Source organism: Sphingomonas faeni, assembly GCF_023195535.1.
In the GTDB taxonomy this organism is placed as follows: Bacteria; Pseudomonadota; Alphaproteobacteria; order Sphingomonadales; family Sphingomonadaceae; genus Sphingomonas; species Sphingomonas faeni_B.
Map to the genome: position 1 here is coordinate 154,341 of NZ_JALPNF010000002.1, position 22,280 is coordinate 176,620.

The 22,280-nt window shown below is 63.2% G+C and carries 23 protein-coding genes and 1 pseudogene; 15 read left to right on the forward strand and 9 right to left on the reverse strand.

The features are described from left to right. Positions 1 to 68: 68 nt before the first annotated feature. Complete coding sequence (locus SPHN_RS05125; RefSeq protein WP_248521713.1) at positions 69 to 893, forward strand: alpha/beta fold hydrolase; 825 nt, start codon at positions 69 to 71, stop codon at positions 891 to 893. Positions 894 to 1,041: 148 nt separating this feature from the next. Beyond that, positions 1,042 to 1,695, forward strand: coding sequence for a hypothetical protein (locus SPHN_RS05130; RefSeq protein ID WP_248521715.1), 654 nt, complete (start codon positions 1,042 to 1,044; stop codon positions 1,693 to 1,695). Positions 1,696 to 1,702: 7 nt separating this feature from the next. On the opposite strand, the gene SPHN_RS05135 is transcribed toward SPHN_RS05130, so the two are convergent. Both SPHN_RS05135 and eno read right to left on the reverse strand, forming a co-directional pair. Then, entirely contained in the window at positions 1,703 to 2,029 is a 327-nt protein-coding gene (locus SPHN_RS05135; protein WP_055878455.1) for an FtsB family cell division protein, read from the reverse strand. A gap of 130 nt (positions 2,030 to 2,159) precedes the next feature. Further along, positions 2,160 to 3,440, reverse strand: a complete 1,281-nt coding sequence (gene eno / locus SPHN_RS05140) for a phosphopyruvate hydratase (RefSeq protein ID WP_248521717.1) — start codon at positions 3,438 to 3,440, stop codon at positions 2,160 to 2,162. A gap of 175 nt (positions 3,441 to 3,615) precedes the next feature. Here eno and SPHN_RS05145 point away from each other — a divergent pair, with 175 nt between their 5' ends. The 5 genes from SPHN_RS05145 to SPHN_RS05165 all read left to right on the forward strand — a co-directional run bounded on the left by SPHN_RS05145 (position 3,616) and on the right by SPHN_RS05165 (position 5,633). After that, positions 3,616 to 4,125 (forward strand): hypothetical protein, encoded by a 510-nt coding sequence (locus SPHN_RS05145; protein ID WP_248521719.1) that lies wholly within the window; start codon positions 3,616 to 3,618, stop codon positions 4,123 to 4,125. Positions 4,126 to 4,129: 4 nt separating this feature from the next. Further along, positions 4,130 to 4,480 carry a phage holin family protein gene (locus SPHN_RS05150; protein ID WP_248521721.1) on the forward strand — a complete coding sequence of 117 codons (351 nt, stop codon included), beginning with the start codon at positions 4,130 to 4,132 and terminating at the stop codon, positions 4,478 to 4,480. After that, positions 4,477 to 4,749, forward strand: a complete 273-nt coding sequence (locus SPHN_RS05155) for a phosphatase (protein ID WP_248521723.1) — start codon at positions 4,477 to 4,479, stop codon at positions 4,747 to 4,749. The genes SPHN_RS05150 and SPHN_RS05155 overlap by 4 nt, the downstream gene beginning before the upstream one ends. A 94-nt stretch (positions 4,750 to 4,843) precedes the next feature. Continuing rightward, positions 4,844 to 5,323: a hypothetical protein gene (locus SPHN_RS05160; RefSeq protein WP_248521725.1), complete on the forward strand. Its 480-nt coding sequence runs from the start codon at positions 4,844 to 4,846 to the stop codon at positions 5,321 to 5,323. A gap of 79 nt (positions 5,324 to 5,402) precedes the next feature. After that, the gene (locus tag SPHN_RS05165) at positions 5,403 to 5,633 is read left to right on the forward strand and encodes a DUF4170 domain-containing protein (protein WP_248521727.1); all 231 of its coding nucleotides are present in this window, start codon (positions 5,403 to 5,405) and stop codon (positions 5,631 to 5,633) included. Positions 5,634 to 6,201: 568 nt separating this feature from the next. Here SPHN_RS05165 and SPHN_RS05170 read toward each other — a convergent pair. The 5 genes from SPHN_RS05170 to SPHN_RS05190 form a co-directional block, all read right to left on the reverse strand. Then, a complete protein-coding gene (locus tag SPHN_RS05170; protein ID WP_248521729.1) occupies positions 6,202 to 6,852 on the reverse strand; it encodes a rhomboid family intramembrane serine protease in 651 nt (216 codons plus the stop codon). Positions 6,853 to 6,856: 4 nt separating this feature from the next. After that, entirely contained in the window at positions 6,857 to 7,333 is a 477-nt protein-coding gene (greA, locus tag SPHN_RS05175; RefSeq protein ID WP_056052861.1) for a transcription elongation factor GreA, read from the reverse strand. A 75-nt stretch (positions 7,334 to 7,408) separates the two neighbouring features. After that, positions 7,409 to 10,741, reverse strand: coding sequence for a carbamoyl-phosphate synthase large subunit (carB, locus tag SPHN_RS05180; RefSeq protein ID WP_248521731.1), 3,333 nt, complete (start codon positions 10,739 to 10,741; stop codon positions 7,409 to 7,411). After that, the gene (locus SPHN_RS05185) at positions 10,741 to 10,968 is read right to left on the reverse strand and encodes a hypothetical protein (RefSeq protein ID WP_248521733.1); all 228 of its coding nucleotides are present in this window, start codon (positions 10,966 to 10,968) and stop codon (positions 10,741 to 10,743) included. Before SPHN_RS05185 ends, carB begins: the two co-directional genes overlap by 1 nt. Beyond that, positions 10,968 to 12,305, reverse strand: a complete 1,338-nt coding sequence (locus SPHN_RS05190) for a carbamoyl phosphate synthase small subunit (RefSeq protein ID WP_248521735.1) — start codon at positions 12,303 to 12,305, stop codon at positions 10,968 to 10,970. The genes SPHN_RS05185 and SPHN_RS05190 overlap by 1 nt, the downstream gene beginning before the upstream one ends. Positions 12,306 to 12,445: 140 nt before the next feature. On the opposite strand from SPHN_RS05190, the gene SPHN_RS05195 reads away from it, so the two are divergent. The 7 genes and pseudogenes from SPHN_RS05195 (at position 12,446) to SPHN_RS05225 (ending at position 19,811) form a co-directional block, all read left to right on the forward strand. Further along, entirely contained in the window at positions 12,446 to 12,898 is a 453-nt protein-coding gene (locus SPHN_RS05195) for a GatB/YqeY domain-containing protein (RefSeq protein WP_055878482.1), read from the forward strand. A gap of 57 nt (positions 12,899 to 12,955) precedes the next feature. Continuing rightward, positions 12,956 to 13,381, forward strand: coding sequence for an endonuclease domain-containing protein (locus tag SPHN_RS05200; RefSeq protein ID WP_248521736.1), 426 nt, complete (start codon positions 12,956 to 12,958; stop codon positions 13,379 to 13,381). Then, positions 13,381 to 15,243, forward strand: coding sequence for a DNA primase (gene dnaG / locus SPHN_RS05205; protein ID WP_248521738.1), 1,863 nt, complete (start codon positions 13,381 to 13,383; stop codon positions 15,241 to 15,243). The genes SPHN_RS05200 and dnaG overlap by 1 nt, the downstream gene beginning before the upstream one ends. Then, positions 15,243 to 17,270, forward strand: a complete 2,028-nt coding sequence (gene rpoD / locus SPHN_RS05210) for an RNA polymerase sigma factor RpoD (RefSeq protein WP_248521739.1) — start codon at positions 15,243 to 15,245, stop codon at positions 17,268 to 17,270. Before dnaG ends, rpoD begins: the two co-directional genes overlap by 1 nt. A 140-nt stretch (positions 17,271 to 17,410) precedes the next feature. After that, positions 17,411 to 18,586: pseudogene (locus SPHN_RS05215) on the forward strand (DUF262 domain-containing protein). Beyond that, on the forward strand, positions 18,576 to 19,205 hold the full coding sequence (locus SPHN_RS05220) for an MAE_28990/MAE_18760 family HEPN-like nuclease (RefSeq protein ID WP_248521741.1): 630 nt from the start codon (positions 18,576 to 18,578) through the stop codon (positions 19,203 to 19,205). The pseudogene SPHN_RS05215 and the gene SPHN_RS05220 overlap by 11 nt, the downstream one beginning before the upstream one ends. 66 nt (positions 19,206 to 19,271) lie before the next feature. After that, positions 19,272 to 19,811, forward strand: coding sequence for a pseudouridine synthase (locus tag SPHN_RS05225; RefSeq protein ID WP_248521742.1), 540 nt, complete (start codon positions 19,272 to 19,274; stop codon positions 19,809 to 19,811). A 332-nt stretch (positions 19,812 to 20,143) separates the two neighbouring features. Here the strand turns inward: SPHN_RS05225 and rplS are convergent, their stop codons facing one another. Next, positions 20,144 to 20,536, reverse strand: a complete 393-nt coding sequence (rplS, locus tag SPHN_RS05230; protein ID WP_248521743.1) for a 50S ribosomal protein L19 — start codon at positions 20,534 to 20,536, stop codon at positions 20,144 to 20,146. Then, on the reverse strand, positions 20,533 to 21,264 hold the full coding sequence (trmD, locus tag SPHN_RS05235; protein WP_248521745.1) for a tRNA (guanosine(37)-N1)-methyltransferase TrmD: 732 nt from the start codon (positions 21,262 to 21,264) through the stop codon (positions 20,533 to 20,535). The genes rplS and trmD overlap by 4 nt, the downstream gene beginning before the upstream one ends. Positions 21,265 to 21,372: 108 nt before the next feature. On the opposite strand from trmD, the gene SPHN_RS05240 reads away from it, so the two are divergent. Next, positions 21,373 to 22,278, forward strand: coding sequence for an NAD(P)/FAD-dependent oxidoreductase (locus tag SPHN_RS05240; protein ID WP_248521747.1), 906 nt, complete (start codon positions 21,373 to 21,375; stop codon positions 22,276 to 22,278). Positions 22,279 to 22,280 lie beyond the last annotated feature (2 nt).

Here is a 22,280-nt window from a genome sequence, read left to right on the forward strand (position 1 = left end):
CAGTGCGCGGAACGGCGCCCAGGCTGAGCCGTTGATTGCGCACCTGTTTCGACCGACTGGAGACACCGATGCCCTATATAAAAACCCGTGACGGTACAGATATCTACGTCAAGGACTGGGGCACCGGCCGCCCGGTGATCCTCACGCATGGCTGGCCGCTCAACGCCGACAGCTGGGACGCGCAGGCGATGGCGCTCGCACAGGCCGGTTTCCGCGCGATCGCCTATGACCGTCGCGGGTTCGGTCGCTCGGGCCAGCCCTGGAGTGGCTACGACTACGACACGCTCACCGACGATCTCGCCGACGTGATGGAAGCGACCGGCGCGAACACCGACGCGACGATCGTCGGCTTCTCGATGGGTGGTGGCGAGATCGCGCGCTACATGAGCCGCTACGACGGCAAGGGCGTGGTCGCCGCCGGGCTGATCGCGTCGGTGGTGCCGTACATGCTCAAGACCGACGACAATCCCGATGGCGTCGACGCGGAGACGTTGGCGAGCATCGGCGCCGGCATCGAAGACGACCGCCCGGCGTTCTTCAAGACCTTCCTCCAGCAGTTCCTCGGCGTCGGGTTCATCACCTCGCCGGTCAGCGACGAGGTCGTCGACTGGGCCTGGAGTCTGGCGATGCAGGCAGGTCTGCATCCGACGCTGCGCTGTGCGGAGGCGTTCGGCCACACCGACTTCCGCGGTGACTTGGCCGCGTTCCGCGTGCCGACACTCATCGTGCACGGGACGAGCGACAAGACAGTGCCGATCGACGCCACCGGGCGCGCCGCAGCCAAGGGCATCGCCGGCTCGCAGCTCGTCGAATATGATGGTGCACCGCACGGCCTGACGATCACGGAGAGCGATCGCTTTACCAACGATCTGCTGACGTTCCTGGGCAAGTAACGCTTTCCGGGTCTCCACATCGTACTGATCCAGGGTTCTGGCGCTCGCCAGTAACCCTGGATTAGGGTGGAACCGGGAACGAGGGTCGGAAACCAGCCTCGGTCGCGCTCAATTAACTTGTTTACAGTTTCCCAGCTACGACATCCGCGTGGCCCTCTCGTACCAAACTCGCGCGCCTCGTCGCGTCTTGCCGACACGCCAAGCCTATCGAGCCGCCATTGGTGTTTCCGTTGCGGCTTTCCTCGGCTGGGTCGTCACGATCAACGCCACCTCGACGATCGTCGTCTCACCCATCAACATCTGGTTCGTCACCGCGATCAGCGTGCTCGGCGGTATGGCGGGGCTTCGGACCGGCATCGTGATCGGTGTGGTCGAAGGCGCGGTCGGCCGCCACAAAGCGAAGGCGCGACCTTGGGTGGTCCGCTGTCTGATGGCGACGATCGGCTTTGTCTTTGGCGTGATCGTCGGCGCGACGGTCGCCTATCGAATGGTCGACGTCGCCCTTTTCTGGCGATCCGACGAGCCGGTCGTCACCACCATTTTCCCCATCCACGCGGTGGGCCTTGCCAAGGCGACGCCCTTCCTATCGATCGGATCGGAGGGTGAGCGCGACGATATTCGCATCTCCAAACGCGACTATGACGTACTGAGGACCGGGGCCCCCCTCCGCCGGCCGTGGCGCTATTGCATCGCCCTCAAGCGCCAGGCGAATTACGAGGCGGTTCGCGTATGGCGACCCCGTTCACGCCGTTCCGGGCCACAAACGGTATTCCCGTGCCCGTCCTATGCGCAGTGGTGGTAAGCCGTCGTCAATTACCGAGCGGGACGATCACCTCGTCCGGATGCGCCACGTTCAGTTCCTTTCGGACCATCTCGTCGACCATGTCCGGATTGGCATGATCCGGGTTTAGCAACGCGACCCGGTTTTTCAGCACCTCGCGCTTGCGATCGAGCGCGGCATAGTCCTGCTCGCGCTTCGCAAGCTGGCGCTTATAGTCGCCATAGGCGAACATCCCGTTCGGTCCGAGCACGGCATACGCGCCGAAGAACGCCATCAGCGTCAGCCCCAACGCCGGCCACGCGGCCTTGCGCATCGTCTTCCGCAGCTTGCTGGTCTTCGTCGTCACGCGTGCCATGCTCGTCCTCCGGTAGTTCTCCGTCACCCCGGACTTGTTCCGGGGTCCACCGCTCCGCACACTCGAGTCTCTCGATATGCGGGACCGTGGATGCCGGAACAAGCCCGGCATGACGGATGGGGTGGGTCAATCAGCCGCCGATCAGGATGTCGCGGCCCGCATAGCGCGCGGCGTCGCCCAGCTCTTCCTCGATCCGGATCAGCTGGTTGTACTTCGCCAACCGGTCCGACCGCGCAAGGCTGCCCGTCTTGATCTGACCGCAGTTGGTCGCGACCGCCAGATCGGCGATCGTCGAATCCTCGGTCTCGCCCGAGCGATGCGACATCACCGCGGTATACTTCGCGCGCTGGGCCATCGACACCGCCTCGAGCGTCTCGGTCAGCGTGCCGATCTGGTTGACCTTCACCAGCAGCGAGTTCGCATAGCCGCCCTCGATCCCGCGCTTCAAGCGCTTCGGGTTGGTCACGAACAGATCGTCGCCGACCAGCTGGACCTTGTCGCCGATCAGGTCGGTGAGCGTCTTCCAGCCCTCCCAATCGTCCTCGCCCATGCCGTCCTCGATCGAGAAGATCGGGTAACGCCGCGTGAGGTCCGCAAGATACTCCGCCATCTCGCCACTCTCGAGGATCCGGCCCTCGCCCGAGATGTCGTACTTGCCGTTCTTGTAGAACTCGGTCGCCGCGCAATCGAGCGCGAGCATCACGTCCTCGCCGGGCTTGTACCCAGCCTTCTCGATGCTCGACATGATGAAGTCGAGCGCTTCGGTCGTGCTGCCGATGTTTGGCGCGAAGCCACCCTCGTCGCCGACGCTGGTCGACAGGCCCTTCTCGCTCAGGCCCTTCTTCAGCGTATGGAAGATCTCCGAGCCGCAGCGGACCGCCTCGAGGATGTTCGACGCGCCGACCGGCACGACCATGAACTCCTGGAAATCGATCGGGTTGTCGGCATGCTCGCCGCCGTTGATGATGTTCATCATCGGCACCGGCAGCAGATGTGCCTGCACGCCGCCGACATAGCGGTACAGCGGCAGGCCACGCGCTTCGGCCGCGGCCTTGGCGACCGCGAGGCTGACGCCCAGGATCGCGTTCGCGCCCAGCCGGCCCTTGTTCTCGGTGCCGTCGAGTTCGATCATCGCGCGATCGAGGTCGGACTGGTCCTCCGCGTCCATGCCGAGCACGGTGTCGGTGATCTCGTCATTGACCGCGTCGACCGCGCCATCGACGCCCTTGCCACCCCAGCGAGACTTGTCGCCGTCGCGCCGCTCGACCGCCTCGTGCGCGCCGGTCGACGCGCCCGACGGCACGGCGGCACGGCCGAAGCTGCCGTCTTCGAGCAGCACGTCGACCTCGACGGTCGGATTGCCGCGGCTGTCGAGGATCTGGCGTGCATGAAGGTCGATGATTGCGGTCACGTAACGATGCTCCTACAAATCCCGGTGCCGGGTCGTTCGCGCCGCCTCTACCGTCTCGCGCCATTGCGGGCAATCGCGCGGACACCCGAGAACAGTGTCGTGCAATCGCGCGACGGTTCGGGAACCGTGCTCCGGCGGCGGTGTTGAGGGCGTAACAATTCTGAAAGGGACCGTCATGGCCGACTCCAGCGTAAACGATACCGTCAAAGACCTGAAAACGACCGCGAACGAGGTTGGTACCGAGGTGAGCAAGACGATCGATAACAAGATGGGCGACAACGGCACCAGCGATCTCTCGGCCAAGACCGCCGACGCCAAGCAGGCGATCAAGGAAGGCGCGAGCAAGTACAGCGCGCAGGCCGCCGACAAGGCGCGCACCTTCGCCGAGGACGGCAAGGCCCGTGCAAGCGGCGCGCTCGAGCAGATCGCGCAGCTTCTCAACGACGCCGCCGGCCAGGTCGACGAGAAGCTCGGCTCGCAATACGGTGGCTATGCCCGCAGCGCTGCCGACAGCGTCTCGGGTTTCGCCGACCAAGTGAAGGCGAAGGACATCGACGAGTTGGTCGACGACGCCCGTGAACTCGTACGGAAGTCGCCGGCGATCGCAGTCGGCGCAGCATCGGCCATCGGTTTCGTCATCGCGCGACTGGTCCAGTCGGGCGTCGACGCCAACCCGAAGGCCTGACGCCTTGTCCGATCCCGTGATGCTGACCGGCGAAGACGAGAGCCTTTCGTCGATCGTCGGTCGGCTGGCGACCGAGACGAAGAGTCTCGCGACCGCGGAAGTCGCTGTCTACAAGGCGAAGTTCGGCGAGACGGCCAGCGCGTACAAGTCCGCGGCGATGTTCTTCGCAGTCGCCGGCGTGCTGGCGCTGGCCGCGCTGATCGCACTGCTGGTCGGTGCGATCTTGACGCTGGCAACGCTGGTAGGGCCTGGATGGTCGACCGTGATCGTCGTCGTTGCGGTGCTGGCGCTGGCCGGCATCCTGGCGATGATCGGCAAGTCGAAGCTTCAGACTAAAAGCGAGCCCGTATCATGACATCCGCCAAAGTCGCCGCCGCAGAGATCGAAGCTGCCCTCGCCCGCCAGCGCGTCATGATGACCGTTGGGCAGCTCCAGGACCGGCTCAATCCGCGTCGGCTCGCGCTCAACGCCAGCCGCGACGTCGCCGATGCCGGCACCGCCGCGCTGACCGCGAGCGTCGAGACGGTGAAGCGTAATCCGGGCCCCACCGCCGGCTTCGCTGCGGTCGCCGGGCTGTTTCTCGCGCGGCACCGGATCGTCGGACTCTTCCGCCGCGGGCGCTGACTGCGGTCACCGCATTGAAACCTTAAAGTCCCGGCTCGCGTTGAACCCCCATTGAATTGAACGGCGAGCAGCTTGCCACCAGAAGGACATTTCCATGACCGACGCAAAGACCACCGCCAACGAAGCCGACCGCGAGACCGAGAGCCGTCTCCGCGAAGGTCTCGACACCGCCCGCGAGACCGCATCGAAGGTCTATCACGACGCTGGCGACAAGGCTTCCGAGGTTCTTGAAGTCTCGCGCGAAAAGACCAAGCGCGTCGTCAACAACCTTGAATCCAACCCGCTCGGCATTCTGGTCGGCGGCCTCGCCGTCGGTGCGCTCGCCGGCGCGCTGATCCCGCGTTCGGCACGCGAGAAGGAATTGCTCGCGCCGGTCGGCAAGCGTCTCAGCGAGACCGTCGTTGCCGCCACCGCCGCCGCCAAGGCTGCGGGCCAATCGGAACTCGGCGAACTCGGCCTCACCAAGGACAATGCACGCGGCCAGGCCAAGGGTTTGCTCGAAGGCGTCGTCAAGGCGCTGACCACCGCGGGTACTGCAGGTGCGAAGGCCGTTTCGCAAAAGCCAGCTGTCTAAATAGAGACCGCTAAGGGTTCAAAGCGCGGGTCGAACACGCTAGGGCATCTGCAACCTCCCTCCCAAGGACAAGCAGCGCATGAGCAAGCTCCACCTCGTATTCGGCGGCCGCGTCAGCGACCCGCGCACCCTGAATTTCAACGATCTGAGCAAGATCGAATTCGTCGGCGTTTTCCCGGATTATGCCAGTGCCGAAAAGGCTTGGCGTGCTGCAGCGCAGCGGACCGTGGACGATGCGGAGATGAAGTTCGTCGTGGTGCATCTGCACCGGATGCTCGAGCCTAACCTGTCTGGTTCGACCGCGGCCTGAACCGAGTACCGACCGTCATTCCCGCGGAGGCGGGAACCCATATTGGCTGACGTCGCGACTTGCTCGCAAACGATATAGGCTATGGATCCCCGCCTTCGCGGGGATGACGATGTTGAGCGACAGCACATCTGCCTTCGTCGACTTTAGCTGGTGCTCAAGACCCAGCGAAACTGGCGTAGCTCAAAACAACTTGCCCTCACCCTTCCCACTGCAAAGAAGCCGCGGGCCCCTTCCCTCTCCCGTTGGGAGAGGGAGAGACGCCGAAGGCGGCGATAGGTGAGGGCACGCCCAGCAGTGCTCCCGGCACCCGTTGCGCTGGCTTGTTGACGGACGAATTCCGTTCACGCGCTGCCCCCCCGCCCAAAGAGGGTAGAGATACGCCGGCACAGCCGACCAAGGCGCACAAGCGCGACCTTCCCTCCACCCGTTCGTGCTGAGTAGAGACCGAGTAGGCTCGAAGAGCCGTATCGAGGGCTCGTATCGAAGCACAGGCCCCGAGTGCCAACCCATCCTTCGATACGCCGCTTCGACAAGCTAAGCAGCTACTCAGGACGAACGGTATGGGGAATCAAGCCGCCCGGTAATGCCAGAGCAACAACGGCCGGGCCAACACCAGCCCCGCCAGGAACCCACCGATATGCGCGCCAATCGCAATCGGCCCGCTAGCCCCGACCGAAGCGCCAAACCCGGCCAGCCCCATCAGCAACTGGATCCCGATCCACGCCGCCGCCAGCCACACCACATGCACGACCCCAGCCGGCACCGGCCCGATCGCCTGCGCCCGCCGCTCGCCATACAACAGCGCATAAGCCCCAACGACCGCCGAAATCGCACCCGAAGCACCAATCATCGGCGCAGTGGACTCAGGCCCGAACGCCCAATGCCCCGCCGCCGCCGCATACGCGCCCAGCACGTACAGCACGACCAACCCGACCGTCCCCAGCGCCCGCTCGACGAACTGCCCGCAATACACCAGCATCACGAGGTTCAGCGCGATATGCGCCCAGCCGCCATGGATCAACGTCGCGGTCAGCGGCGTCGCCCAGGACGGCACGATAAACATATGGTCGCTGGGAATACCGATATCGGTCATCCGCAACGGGATGAACCCGGCGTTCACCGCCCAATACCCGAGCGACCCGCTCAGGACCAGAAACCCCGAGACGATGACCGTCACGATCGTGATGATCGCCGTCGCCCGCGTCTCGAAAAACGTCATGGGGTCAGATGAACTCGATCTTGGAGACGACGTAATAGCGCTCGCCGGCCGGCACCGTAACCTCGACCTCTTCGTCGAGCTTCCGCCCGATCAGCCCACGCCCGAGCGGCGAGTTGTACGAGATCCGCCCGGTCTTGGCATTCGCCTCGGTCTGGCCGACGATCTGATACTTCACCGGCTTGTCGTTCTCGTCGAGCAACGTCACCGTCGCGCCGAACACGACCTTGTCGCCCGACAAATCCTTCGGGTCGATGATCTGCGCGCGGGACAGCTTGTCCTCGATGTCGGAGATCGATGCCTCGACCTGGCCCTGACGCTCCTTCGCGGCATGATATTCCGCGTTCTCGCTCAGGTCGCCATGCGCGCGCGCCTCCTCGATCGCGTCGACGATCGTCGGACGTTCGGCCTTCAGGCGCTTGAGATCCGCGCTGAGCGTCTCATAGCCTTCCTGCAGCATCGGCATCTTTTCGACGGTCGCCATCATCTCGTCCCCAAATTCATTTCCCCGTGCGGGGCGCCATAACGGCCCCGCCCACACATCACGCTCATGTCGGGATCAGTTGTGCGACTGCGAATAATAGGATTGCAGGGGCCGTACTTCAAGGCTGTGCGTCGAAAGCTTGGCAATCGCCTTCGCCGCCTCGAGCGAAGCCGGTGCCGTCGTGAAGTACGGAATGCGTTGCCCCAGCGCCGAAGCACGGATCGGCTGCGAGTCCTTCAGGCTCTGCCACCCCTCGGTGGTGTTGAAGATCAGCGCGATATCGCCGTCCTTGATCCGGTCGACGATATGCGGCCGACCTTGGGCCACCTTGTTGACCTTCTCGACCGGCAGACCGGCAAGCGCGAGATGATCCGCGGTGCCGCCGGTCGCGACGATCGAGAAGCCGGTGTCGACCAACGCCTTCACCGCCTCGACGATCATCGCCTTGTCGCCGTCCTTCACGCTGACGAAGACATTGCCCTTGGTCGGTAGGATCGTCCCCGCGCCAAGCTGAGCCTTGGCGAACGCAATCGTGAAATCGGGATCGATTCCCATGACTTCGCCGGTCGACTTCATTTCCGGTGACAACACCGGATCGACACCGGGGAACTTGTTGAAGGGGAACACCGCCTCCTTGACCGCATAATAGTCGATATGCCGGTCGATCTTCGGTAGGTTCGCCAGCTTCTCGCCCGCCATCACCCGTGCAGCGATCTTGGCGATGGGCGCGCCGATCGCCTTGGCGACGAACGGCACGGTGCGCGATGCGCGCGGGTTGACCTCGATGAGGTAGACCAGGCCATCCTTCACCGCGAACTGGATGTTCATCAGTCCGACCACCGACAGGGCATGCGCAAGCGCCACCGTCTGCCGCTCGATCTCGGCGATGATCTCCGCCGACAGCGAGTAAGGCGGGATCGAGCACGCCGAGTCACCCGAATGGACGCCCGCCTCCTCGATATGCTGCAACACGCCCGCAACGACCACGTCGGTCCCGTCGCAGATCGCATCGACATCGACCTCGATCGCATCGCGCAGATACTGGTCGATCAGCACCGGCGAGTCCCCCGACACCTGCACCGCAGTCGCGATATAATGTTCGAGCTGCCCCAGCGTATCGACGATCTCCATCGCCCGGCCGCCCAACACATACGAAGGCCGCATCAGCACCGGATACCCGATCCGCTCCGCCGCCGCGACCGCCTCGTCCCGGCTCCGCGCCAGGCCATTGGCCGGCTGAAGCAGCCCGAGCTTGGTGATCAGCGCCGCGAACCGCTCGCGGTCCTCCGCCAGATCGATAGCATCCGGCGTAGTCCCGAGGATCGGAATGCCGGCAGCCTCAAGCGCCCGCGCAAGGTTCAGCGGAGTCTGCCCGCCGAACTGCACGATCACGCCCACCAGCGTACCGTTTTGCTGCTCGACATGCAGGATCTCCAGCACGTCCTCGGCGGTCAGCGGCTCGAAATACAGCCGGTCCGACGTGTCGTAATCGGTCGACACCGTCTCCGGGTTGCAGTTGACCATGATCGTCTCATAGCCCGCATCCGCCAGCGCGAAGCACGCGTGGCAGCAGCAATAATCGAACTCGATCCCCTGCCCGATCCGGTTCGGCCCGCCGCCGAGAATGACGATCTTCTTCCGGTCGGTCGGCTCGGACTCGTTCTCGGGCTCGCCGAAGCTCGGCGCCTCGTAGGTCGAATACATATACGGCGTCTTCGCATCGAATTCAGCCGCGCACGTATCGATCCGCTTGAACACCGGCCGCACGCCCAGCTTCAGGCGATGCTGGCGCACCTCCTCCTCGGTCACGCCGCCGGTCATCGCCTTGACGACCTCGTGGATCAGGCCCGAACCACGCGCGATCCCGCGGTTCATGCCGCGCAGATTGGCGGATTGCAGCGCCAGCCATGCGAGCCGCTTGTCGCTGAACCCCATGCTTTTCAGGCGGCGCATGCCCGTCGCGTCGATCGGCAGCCCGTCCTTCATCACCTCGGCCTCGGCCGCGATGATCTCGGCGATCCGCTCGAGGAACCACGGATCGTACTTGGCGATCGCATGCACCTCGGCGACCGTGAAGCCTTCGCGCAGAGCCTGTGCAGCCACCAGCAACCGGTCCGGCGTCGCCATCGCCAGCGCCGCCTCGATCTCCGCGCGCGGCGCGCCGACGAGATGGTCGACCTGGTTGAAGCCCGACAGCCCGGTCTCGAGCCCGCGCAACGCCTTCTGCATCGATTCATGGATGTTGCGGCCGATCGCCATCACCTCCCCGACCGACTTCATCGCGGTGCCCAGCGTGCTCGACGCGCCCTTGAACTTCTCGAACGCAAAGCGCGGGATCTTCGTCACGACGTAATCGATCGTCGGCTCGAAGCTCGCGGGCGTAGCCCCCGTAATGTCGTTCTCGATCTCGTCGAGCGTGTAGCCGACCGCGAGCTTGGCCGCGACCTTGGCGATCGGGAAGCCCGTCGCCTTTGATGCCAGCGCCGACGAGCGCGACACGCGCGGGTTCATCTCGATGACGATCAGCCGGCCGTCCTTCGGATTGACTGCGAACTGGACGTTCGAACCGCCTGTTTCGACACCGATTTCACGCAACACCGCGATCGATGCGTTGCGCATGATCTGGTATTCCTTGTCGGTCAGCGTCAGCGCCGGCGCGACCGTGATCGAGTCGCCGGTGTGGACGCCCATCGGATCGACATTCTCGATCGAGCAGATGATGATCGCGTTGTCGTTGCGATCGCGCACCACCTCCATCTCATACTCTTTCCAGCCGAGCAGCGATTCCTCGATCAGCACCTCGGTGGTCGGCGACAAGTCGAGCCCGTTGCGGACGATCGCGATGAATTCCTCGCGATTATACGCGATCCCGCCGCCAGAGCCCCCCATCGTGAAGCTCGGCCGGATGATCGACGGAAGTCCCGTCTTCTCAAGGCCTTCGAGTGCTTCTTCAACAGTATGTGCGATCACCGAGCGCGCGCTCTCGAGGCCGATCCGGTCCATCGCGTCGCGGAACTTCAGCCGGTCCTCCGCCATGTCGATCGCATCGGCATCCGCGCCGATCATCGTCACGCCGAACTTCTCGAGCGTGCCGTCATGGAACAGCGCGAGCGCGGTGTTCAGCGCGGTCTGCCCGCCCATCGTCGGCAGGATCGCGTCAGGGCGCTCCTTCTCGATGATTTTGGCGACGATCGCGGGGGTGATCGGCTCGACATAGGTCGCGTCGGCCAACTCGGGATCGGTCATGATCGTGGCGGGGTTCGAATTGACGAGGACGATGCGATAGCCCTCCTCCTTCAACGCCTTGATCGCCTGCGTGCCCGAATAATCGAACTCGCACGCCTGGCCGATGACGATGGGTCCTGCGCCGATGACGAGGATCGAGGAGATGTCGGTGCGTTTTGGCATTAGAAATGCTTGCTTCCAAGTTCGACGAGCTTCTCAAAAGCGGCCTTATCTAGCCGCGTTGTCTGGGACAGCTTTCTTGGCTGCTCCCGCGTTTCCCGCCCGTAGGTGTCTATCTGAATGAATTTTTCGAGACCGCAATTAACTAGGCGAACCACAGCCATTTCCACTTCGTCATGGGGCCTGGCGTTGTCCAACTGCTCTACTTCGAACTTCCGGACTGTTGCCATCACTGGACTCCTAACATTCCAACGAACCGCTCGAAGAGGTACAAGCTATCCTGTGGCCCCGGGCTCGCCTCGGGATGATACTGCACCGAGAACGCGGGCTTGTCGGTCAGCTCGAGCCCCGCATTCGACCCGTCGAACAGCGACACATGAGTCTCGCGGACGTTGGCCGGCAGGCTGTCGCGCTCGACCGCGAAGCCATGGTTCATGCTGGTGATCTCGACCGCGCCGTCGCTCAGCCGCTTGACCGGATGGTTGGCGCCGCGGTGGCCCTGGAACATCTTGTTCGTGGTCGCGCCGACCGCGAGGCCGAGCAGCTGGTGGCCGAGGCAGATGCCGAACAGCGGCTTGCCCGTCTCCAGCAGCTCGCGGATCACCGGCACCGCATAGTCGCCGGTCGCGGCGGGGTCGCCAGGGCCGTTCGACAGGAAGATGCCGTCGGGGGCGAGCGCCATCACCTGCTCGAAGCTCGCAGTGGCGGGCACGACGGACACCTTCGCGCCCGCCGCGACGAGGTTGCGGAAGATGTTGCGCTTCGACCCGTAATCGATCGCGACGACATGCGGGCGGGCCTCCCTCGAGTCCCCCCCTCCCGCAAGCGGGAGGGGGTTGGGGGTGGGCGCGCGCTCGCCTGCCGCGGTGCCGGTCGAAGCGTGATCGACCGCGCCGGTACCTGTCGAGGATGGCGCGAGCCCACCCCCGGCCCCTCCCGCTTGCGGGAGGGGGGAAGAAGATTCGTAGCCAAACCCCAGCCGCCACGTGCCGCCGGGCGCCTTCTCACCCCAGCCATAATGCATCTCGGTCGACACGTCCTTGGCGAGGTCCATGCCCTCTAACCCCGGCCAGCCCTGCGCCATCGCGAGCAGCGCGGGCACGTCGAACTCGCCGTTCGCCGAATGCGCGATCACCCCGTTTGGCGCCCCCGCCACGCGGATCCGCCGCGTCAGCGCGCGCGTGTCGATCCCCGACAGGCCGATCCGCGCATGCCGCTTCATCCAGCCATCGAGCCCCTCGACCGCGCGGAAGCTCGACGGCTCGGTCACGTCCTCGCGGACGATGATGCCGAGCGCGTGCGGGTCGTCCGCCTCGATATCGTCGGGGTTCGCACCGACATTGCCAATATGCGGGAAGGTGAAGCAGATCATCTGCCCGGCGAAGGACGGATCGGTCAGCACCTCCTGATAGCCGGTCATCGCGGTGTGGAAGCACACTTCGCCGACCGCCTGGCCCTCCGCGCCGAACCCGCGACCCCAGATCACGTCGCCATTGGCGAGGACGAGCACGCCGGTGGCGCCGGCAGGCTTTGCCGAAGACATGGGTGTAGGCTGGGCGTCGGCCATCAGGCTGGGCACTCTCTTTACGTTGACGATGTCGCTAAGTGGTGTCCGCTAAGGCCGGCGTGCCGCAGCGTCAATCTGTTAAACGGGCGGCGGACGCGCTATCCCGTCGGGCTATCCCGAACCGCCTGAAAGACCAGTACATGATTCGCGACGACATCAAGGCTGCGCAGCTGACCGCCATGAAGGCCGGCGACAAGCAGAGCCGCAACGCTATCTCGTTGATCCAGGCCGCGATCAAGAACCGCGACATCGAGGCGCGCACCGGCAAGGCCCCCGAGAGCGACGACGCGCTGGTCGTCGAAGTGCTCCAGAAGATGGTCAAGCAGCGCCGCGAGTCGATCGAAATGTTTTCGAACGGCGGCCGCCAGGAACTCGCCGACGCGGAGTCGGCCGAGGTCGCCGTGATCGAACGCTTCCTCCCTGCGCAGCTGAGCGAGGCGGAAACGACCGCCGCGATCCTCAAGATCAAGGACGAACTCGGCGCGACCGGCATGAAGGACATGGGCCGCGTGATGGCCGAACTAAAGGCGCGCCACGCAAGCGAGCTCGACATGAGCAAGGCGAGCGGGCTGGTGAAGGCGGCGCTCTCGTAAATGAACGAGGCGGAGCCCCTTCTTCCTCCCCTCCCGCAAGCGGGAGGGGACCGAGGGGTGGGCCCGCGCCATCGACTGGACCGACCGACCGAGAGAGCCCGCAACCTCCGCAACGACGCGACAGATGCCGAGCAGATGTTATGGCGGCAACTCAAGGGCTCCAGGCTCCAGAACCTCAAATTCAGCCGCCAGCTTCCCATCGCCGGCTATTTCGCCGACTTCGTCTGCCGCTCGCACAAGCTGATCGTCGAACTCGATGGCAGCCAGCACGGCGAACACCACTCCTATGACGAGGCGCGAACCCGCGACCTCGCAGCAGCAGGCTACCGCGTCATCCGATTCTGGAACAACGATCTGACGAGCAACATGGCGGGCGTGCTGGAGACCCTTCTGGCCGCCGCGATCGGAACCGAGCGCGTGCCCACCCCCCAGCCCCCTCCCGCAAGCGGGCGGGGGGGCTCTGTCGTAGCTGGGGCGAACTAATGGCCCTGACCCCGCAATTCCTCGACGAACTCCGCGGCCGCACGTCGCTGTCCGCGCTGGTCGGCAAGACCACCAAGCTCACCAAGGCCGGGCGCGAGCACAAGGGCTGCTGCCCGTTCCACAACGAGAAGACGCCCAGCTTCTACGTCAACGACGACAAGGGCTTCTACCACTGCTTCGGCTGCTCCGCCCACGGCGACGCGATCAAGTGGATGACCGACCAGCGCGGCCTCCCCTTCATGGATGCCGTCAAGGAGCTCGCCCAGGCCGCCGGGATGGACATGCCCGCGATGGACCGCCAGTCCGCCGCCAAGGCCGAACGCGCCAAGGGCCTGCACGAGGTCATGTCCGACGCCGCCGACTGGTTCACCGAACAGTTGAACGGCCTCCCCGGCTCCGACGCCCGCGCGCTGCTCGACCGCCGCGGCATCACGCCCGACACCGCCCGCGCGTTCGGCATGGGGTTCGCCCCCGACAGCCGCGGCAAGCTGAAAGCCGCGCTGAAAACATACGGCGACCCGATGCTGGTCGAATCCGGCATGCTCATCAACGTCGAGGGCAAGGACCCGTACGACCGGTTCCGCGGCCGGCTGATGATCCCGATCCGCGATCCGCGCGGCCGGACGATCGCGTTCGGCGGGCGCGTGCTCGACGGTGGCGAGCCCAAATATCTCAACTCCCCCGACACCCCGCTCTTCGACAAGGGCCGCACGCTCTACAACCTCGACAAGGCCGCCCCCGCCTCGCGCAAATCGGGCCGCGTCCTCGTGGTCGAAGGCTATATGGACGTCATCGCGCTCGCCCAGGCCGGGTTCGGCGAGGCCGTCGCCCCGCTCGGCACCGCGCTCACCGAAGCGCAGCTCGAACGCCTGTGGCGGATGGTCGACGTCCCCCTCCTCTGCTTCGACGGCGACAGCGCAGGCCAGAAGGCAGCTCTCCGCGCGGCGCACCGCGCGCTCCCCCTGCTCGCCCCCGGCCGCAGCCTCGCCTTCGTCACGCTCCCGCAAGGCCAGGACCCCGACGACCTCGTCCGCTCGGGCGGCCCCGCCGCGTTCGAGGCGCTGCTCAAGACCCCCGAACCGCTCGTCGAGCGCCTCTGGGCCTCCGAAGTCGCCGCCGAGGCACTCGACACCCCCGAACAGCGCGCCGGCCTCAAGCGCCGCCTGCACGAGCTTGCCGAGGGCATCGCCGACGCATCGGTGAAGCAGGAATACCAGTCCGAGTTCAAGGACCGCTTCTACAAGCACTTCAAACCCGTCCGCGCCCCCTTCGTCCCCCGCGGCGAACGCCCCAAAGGCGGCTGGAAGCCCCCCGCCGCCCCCGTCACCGAGGACGCAAAAGCGTTTCTCGCGACCGGAATCGACCGCGTGCTGGCGAAGGCGGTGCTCGCCGGTCTGATCCGCCATCCCGTTGAGATCGCGCGGCACATGGAGGTGCTCGGCCCCCTGCAACTCATCGACGGTGCGCTCGGCCGGTTGTTCGAAGCGGTCGTGGATGTTGCACTTGAGGACCAGAAGCTTGATAGCGGGCGACTTCTCACCATATTGGCGAGGTCCGGTTTCAATTCAGTCGCGAGTGACCTGTTGAGAGCCGATACGATGCCCTACTCGTTCACGCAGACCACGGCCGATCCAGCCCGCGTCCGCGCCGACCTAGACGAGGCGATCGCGATCATGGTCGCACGCCCGGAAGTCGACGCGGCGCTGAAACAGGCGACCGCGGCGATGCAGACGCACTTCACCGAAGATGCGTTTGAACGACAAGTGGCTATGGTAAGAGAGAAACAGGCGTTGGAAGTCCGACTTGCAAATCTTGTACAGTCGAACGAAGACGCCCGAGCGTTGGGTACCGAGGGCGATTGATGGCTAAGGCGAACATGGCGGAACCCGCCGAGACGAACGAAACCGGCGATGCGCCGCTGATCGACATGAACGATGCGTCGATCAAGAAGGTCATCGCGCGCGCCAAGAAGCGCGGCTACATCACCTATGAGCAGCTCAACGAGGCGCTGCCGCAGGGCGAGATGTCGTCCGACCAGATCGAGGACATCAGCGCCGCGCTGAGCGAGATGGGCATCAACATCGTCGAGAACGACGAAGCCGGCGAGGACGGAGAGACCGAGCCCGCCAAGGACGACGAGGACGAGCCGGAGGCCGCCGACGCGGATGCCGACACAGGCCCCGCGATCGAGAAGAAGAAAGAGACCATCGATCGCACCGACGATCCGGTCCGCATGTACCTGCGCGAGATGGGCGCGGTCGAGCTGCTCAGCCGCGAGGGCGAGATCGCGATCGCCAAGCGCATCGAGGCGGGCCGCGACACGATGATCCTGGGTCTCTGCGAATCGCCGATTACCTTCAACGCGATCATCGACTGGTCGACCGCGCTCAACGAGGGCACGATGCAGCTGCGCGAGATCATGGATCTCGACGCGATGCTGTCGAAGGACCCGGCGCCGGAAGCTATGGCCGAGGACGGCGAAGCCGACGACGGCGAGATCAGCGAAAAGAACGCCGGCCCTTCGTTCAAGGAAGAGGCCGAGCCCGAAGAGCCGTCCGCCGACGAGGACGAGGACGGCGAGCGCCGGACTCCGCGTGCGTCGGACGACGAGGAGGAGGACAACACCCTCAGCCTCGCGCAGATGGAAGAGCAGCTGAAACCGATCGCGCTCGAGCGGTTCGCCAGCATCACCGCGCTCTACAAGAAGTTCAGCAAGATCCAGCAGTCGCGCGTCGACGCGATGGGCATCGGCGGCGATTTCTCGGCTGCCGACGAGCGCAAGTACCAGAAGCTGCGCGAGGAACTCACGGCGGAAGTCGAGAGCGTCCAGTTCCACAACGCCAAGATCGAATATCTGGTCGATCAGCTCTATGCCTATAACCGTCGCCTGACCGCGCTGGGTGGCCAGATGCTGCGCCTCGCCGAGCGCCACAAGGTGCCGCGCAAGGACTTCCTCGACCGGTATATCGGCCACGAGATCGACGAGAACTGGCTGGCGACGGTCAACAAGGTCGACAAGAAGTGGACCGCGTTCGTCCTCAACGAGGGCGAGGCGGTCGAGCGCATCCGCGCCGAGATCGCCGACATCACGCAGCAGACCGGCATGGCGCTCACCGAGTTCCGCCGGATCGTCAACATGGTCCAGAAGGGCGAGCGCGAGGCGCGGATCGCCAAGAAGGAGATGGTCGAGGCAAACCTGCGGCTGGTGATCTCGATCGCCAAGAAATACACGAACCGCGGCCTGCAGTTCCTGGATCTCATCCAGGAGGGCAATATCGGCCTCATGAAGGCGGTCGACAAGTTCGAGTATCGTCGCGGCTACAAGTTCAGCACCTATGCGACCTGGTGGATCCGCCAGGCGATCACCCGATCGATCGCGGATCAGGCGCGGACCATCCGTATCCCGGTCCACATGATCGAGACGATCAACAAGCTGGTCCGCACCAGCCGCCAGTTCCTACATGAGCAGGGCCGCGAACCGACCCCGGAGGAGATGGCCGAGCGCCTCTCCATGCCGCTGGAGAAGGTGCGCAAGGTGATGAAGATCGCCAAGGAGCCGATCAGCCTCGAAACGCCGATCGGCGACGAGGAGGATTCGCACCTCGGCGACTTCATCGAGGACAAGAACGCGATCATCCCGGTGGACGCCGCGATCCAGGCGAACCTCAAGGAGACGGTCACGCGCGTGCTGGCATCGCTCACCCCGCGCGAAGAGCGCGTGCTGCGCATGCGCTTCGGCATCGGCATGAACACCGATCACACGCTCGAGGAAGTCGGCCAGCAGTTCTCGGTCACCCGCGAGCGCATCCGCCAGATCGAGGCGAAGGCACTGCGGAAGCTGAAGCACCCGTCGCGTAGCCGAAAAATGCGGAGCTTCCTCGACCAGTAAGGGCTTGGGAATTGTCGATCCAGTTATGGGGTCGTGGTGTAACAACCACGGCCCTTTTTCGTTGGACAACCGTATTGTACGATGGGCCCGCTCAATGTTAGGGTTAGCAAACGCACACTAAATTGGCCGGGACGTTATTCATGACGCTAGAAAAAGAAATAGAAAAAGCGTCTAGGCAAGTATCAACTGACGCCTTTAGCCTTACTATTGGCGAATTGATTAATATGTATCGCGATGGCGATATAATTATAGATCCGGATTTCCAGAGACTATTTCGTTGGGATATCGAAAGGAAATCTCGCTTAATTGAATCGATACTAGTAAGAATTCCACTTCCATCGATTTTTGTTTTTTAGCTCCCTAATAGCCGATGGGAAGTAATTGACGGACTCCAGCGACTTTCAACTATTCTTGAATTCACAGGCGAGCTTAAAGATCCCGATACTAAAGATTCCATAGTTCCGAGAGCTTTGGTCGGCACACAATACCTTCCATCTTTGAGGGGGTCTTTCTGGTCTGACGATTTGAAGAAATCTCAACTCGCGATTGACGCCCTTCGCAAGGTCAGTTCGCCTGAAAGCTGGATCGATAATACTGCTTTTTATTACGCTTTTGACGGCGATACGCAGCGCGCCATCAAGCGAACTAAGATCGGCATTCAGCTTTTAGAGAAGAAGAGCGATCCAAAGAGCAAATACGATCTCTTTCAAAGACTGAACAGCGGTGGCCTAAGCGCCAATGACCAAGAGCTGAGAAACTGTGCGATCGTTATGGTAAATGCCGACTTCTTTGGCGAGATGAAAGCATTTGCCTCGTCCGAGGTATTTAAAAAACTTATTCCTCTTGGAAACCGATCCATTGGAAAATCGAACGACCTTGACAATCTATCGAAGATTATTGCGTTCTCTTTCAAAGATTACCGGATCGGCGTGGATATTGAGGAATATGTAACGCAATCAATGGTAGAATTGGCGAATGAAGGCAAAGAACGTCGTGATGAGGTTTTCGCAACACTGCGTGACGGCATTGATCTCTTAGTCGCTTCATGCGGATACAACGCACTACGTCCATACAGGGACGGCGAGTTTATTGGCCGTATCGGAAGAACATCGATCGAAATAATTTTAGTAGGAATGCTAAAGAATCTTACCGCGATCAAACAAAAGGCTAATCCAAAAGACTTTATTCGCGAACGCATTACTGCCTTTTGGGCATCTGATGACGCCAAAAAGTTTTCGGCAGCTGGCATCGCAGGTACCGATCGAGTTCAATATACGGTACCATTAGGCATCAAGCTTTTTTCCGATGCTGCCTGAAACCGCCTTAACCGAGCGACTTCAAAGCGACATAACCTGGAGAATTATAGAACTTTCAGAGATAGTGAGAGCATGCGGTGAGGCATCAGGCACTCGGCAAAGCGCATTGCTGCGCGCATCAATACCTGTTCTTTATGCACATTGGGAAGGGTATTTTGTTCACGCAGCAAACTCTTACTTAAACTTTGTAGGTGATAAGCGAATACTATTGGTTGATCTTAGAAACGAGTTCTGGGCACTAACCATACGCAAGCGCTACCGTGCCCAACAGGTCGCCGGATCCATTCAATTTAACCGATTTTTGCTTGATATACGCTCAGAAGGGGACAGGCTTTTTAAAAAGGGGAACTTCGAGCGTATAAACGGTGCTTCGAACCTCAAGGTTGAGGTTTTGCAATTTTGTTGCATATGCCTCGGTATTAACTCCGACTGCTTTTTGGAGTATTATGACTTTATAGATAAAGATCTCCTCGATTCACGAAATCATATCGCTCATGGCTCGTCTCTTAAGTTTGCTCCAGAGAGGATTGGAATATTTCGCGATAAGGTTGTTGAGTTGATGAGAATAACTCAGACAGAAATTGAGAATGCTGTTGCGACCGAAAGTTACAAGAAATGAGACTGTTTTGATGAGCAGTCGGCGTAGAAACTAAAAGCTGTCATTGACATCACTTAAAGCCCCGCCATGCCCCGAGTAATCCTGTTCAACAAACCGTACGACGTCCTCAGCCAGTTCACCGACGTGAACAGTCCGACCCCGCGCGCGACGCTGTCGCAGTTCGTCGACGTGCCGGGCGTCTATCCGGCGGGGCGGCTCGACCGCGATAGCGAAGGGCTGTTGCTGCTGACCGACGACGGTCGCCTCCAGGCGCGGATCGCGGACCCGAAGTTCAAGCTGCCGAAAACCTATCTCGTGCAGGTCGAGGGCGATGCCGATCCCGCCGCGCTCGACCGGTTGCGACAGGGCGTCGTGCTGAAGGATGGCCCTGCCCGCGCCGACGTCGAGCGGATCGACGCGCCCGACCTCTGGCCGCGCGTGCCGCCGATCCGGGTCCGCGCGAGCATCCCCGATTGCTGGCTGAAGATAACGATCCGCGAAGGCCGCAACCGCCAAGTCCGCCGCATGACCGCCGCGATCGACCACCCCACGCTGCGGCTGGTCCGGTGGAGCATCGGCGAGTGGACCTTGGCGGATCTGGCACCGGGGACATGGCGCGACGCCTGACGGGCGGTTGAGGCGGGCTGACGGCGGCCTGCGGGCCACCAGACACCGGTACGCCCCTTCAGGCGCGATATTCGCGATCGCGATCGCCCCCCTCACACACTCCGTCATCCTGACGAAAGTCAGGACCCAGAGCCAAACAGCGCAACGTTCGTTACCCTGGGTCCTGACGTTCGTCAGGATGACGTAGTGGGGTTGGGTCATGCCCGGCCAGCGCTAGGCACCGATGGCTTGCAATTGCTCGTGACGCGCTGACTGCCTCCACCCCGCACACAACGAAAAAGGGCGCGGGGACCATCGCCCCCGCGCCCTTCCTCAACTCTAGCAGGCTCCGATTAATCGGCGGCTGCGGTGCCCTTGGCAGGGCGCGTGTCGCGACGCTCGGCGATACGCGCTGCCTTGCCGGTGCGGCCACGCAGGTAATACAGCTTGGCGCGACGCACGGCGCCCTTGCGGACGACTTCGATCGAATCGACGTTCGGCGAGTAGAGCGGGAAGACGCGCTCGACGCCCTCGCCGAAGCTCATCTTACGCACGGTGAAGTTCGAGCCCATGCCCTTGTTCGAGCGCGCGATGCAAACGCCCTCGTAGTTCTGAATACGCGTGCGCTCGCCTTCGACGACCTTCACGCCGACCTTCAGCGTATCGCCAGGGCGGAAATCGGGGATCGTCTTGTTGGCCAGGAACTTCGCGATGTTCTCGGCTTCGATCGTCTGCAACAGGTTCATGTCTCGTCCTCGTGTCGCTGCGCGCCAGAGGGCGACTGAACCCGAGCACCCTCATGGCGCTCCCAAAGGTCCGGTCGCCGTGACCGTGTATCGATCTCCGCACGGCGTTTGCGCCATGCCGCGATCTTCGCATGATCCCCCGATCGCAGCACCTGCGGGATCGTGCGCCCTTCCCATATCTGAGGTCGGGTATAGTGCGGATATTCGAGCAGCCCTGTTTCGAAGCTCTCGTCATCCCCACTAGAAGCCGCGCCCATTACGCCGGGCAGCAGCCGAATGCAAGCATCGAGCAACACCAGCGCCCCCATCTCGCCGCCCGACAGGATGTAGTCGCCGATCGAGACTTCCTCGATATCGCGTGCCTCGAACAGCCGCTCGTCGAAGCCCTCAAACCGACCGCAGAGAATGGTGACGCCGGGGCCTTGCGCGAGTTCGCGCACCCGCTCCTGGGTCAGCGGCTTGCCCCGAGGCGTCATCGCCAGCACCGGCCGCCCATCCGCAACGCTGTCGATCGCGGAGGCCACCACGTCGGCCCTGAGTACCATCCCGGCCCCGCCCCCCGCCGGCGTATGGTCCACCGACTTGTGCTTGTCCGTCGCGAAGTCCCGGATCTGTACCGGCGAGCACGACCACCGCCCCTCCCCGAGCGCCCGGCCCGCAAGCGACGTCCCCAGCGGCCCGGGAAACATCTCCGGATACAACGTCAATATCGTGGCAGCGAAAGTCACAGCGTCCAATTCTCTAAGCGTTTGCGCCAGCGTGCAGCGCCAACTTCGCCCAGCACCTATACGGATCGGCGCAGCGGAACAATTACGCTGGCGAAACGCTCGCGGGGGATGGACGATTGCATCATCATCGGCGCCGGCCCGGCGGGGCTGACCGCGGCCATCTATCTTGCGCGATTCCATCTCTCGATCCGGCTGTTCGATTGCGGCAGCAGCCGCGCAGCGTTGATCCCGTGCACGCATAATCATGCAGGATATCCGGAAGGTATCCGCGGGACAGATCTGCTTGCGCGCATGCTGGCGCAGGCGGAGAATTATGGAGCGGTGCGCGAAGGCGTGCGGGTCGATGCGATAGAGGTCGACGACGACGGCTTCACCGTGCGGCTGGGCGATCGCCGCGCCCGAGCCCGAAGTGTCCTGCTCGCAACCGGGGTCGTGAACAATCGTCCGGACATGCCCGACGCTATCCACGACGAAGCACTCGAAGCCGGCCTCTTCCGCTATTGCCCGATCTGCGACGGTTACGAGGTCACCGACAAGCGCGTCGGGGTGATCGGCACCGGCGACCACGGCATGCGCGAGGCGCTGTTCCTGCGCGGATATACCAAGGACGTGACGCTGATCGCGCCTGAAGGTGGGCACGATCTCGATCCGAAGTGCGAAGCGGCGCTCGACGACGCCGGGATCGTCCGGGTCGGTGGCCCGTGCGGCAACTATGCGATCGAAGGGGGCAAGCTGGCTCTCGATACGGTCGAGGGGCGGCTGGCGTTCGACAGCGTCTATCCGGCGCTAGGCTCGGTCATCCGGTCGGAACTGGCCGTCGCGGCCGGCGCAAGGGCTTCGGAGGATGGGTGCCTGGAGGTCGACTCGCACCAGCGCACCTCGATCCCCGGCCTGTTCGCCGCCGGTGACGTCGTGAAGGGTCTGGACCAGATCAGCCATGCGATGGGCGAGGCCGGCGTCGCCGCCACGACGATCCGCAACATGCTCGCCGACCAGCGGCCGCTGCGGCGGTAGTC